The following is a 240-nucleotide window of genomic DNA, read 5'->3' on the forward strand; positions in this document are numbered from 1 at the left end:
CCCCCCCCCCCCCGGGGGGGGGAGGGGGGGCGCCCCGCTGGCATGAGCCAGCCCGCGCCCACTGACGTTCGCCCGATCAGCAACAGCACGCTGACGCCGGCAGACAGCGTGGGCGCGCCGGTGAACAGCGGCGGTTTCCTCGGCGCGCCGACGCCCCTGAACAACGGCGTGCTGGAGAGTAGCGAACCAGCGGCAGCCGCCGCGACGGCTCCCCCCCCCCCCCCCCCCCCCACCCCCGCC

The 240-nt window shown here is 78.8% G+C and carries 1 pseudogene; it reads left to right on the forward strand.

The features are described 5' to 3' along the window. Positions 1–240 (forward strand): annotated as a pseudogene (locus tag HMPREF9538_RS32880) (endolytic peptidoglycan transglycosylase RlpA); the annotation flags it as partial.

Origin of the sequence: Klebsiella sp. MS 92-3 (assembly GCF_000195655.1) — a bacterium.
Classification (GTDB): Bacteria; Pseudomonadota; Gammaproteobacteria; order Enterobacterales; family Enterobacteriaceae; genus Klebsiella; species Klebsiella pneumoniae.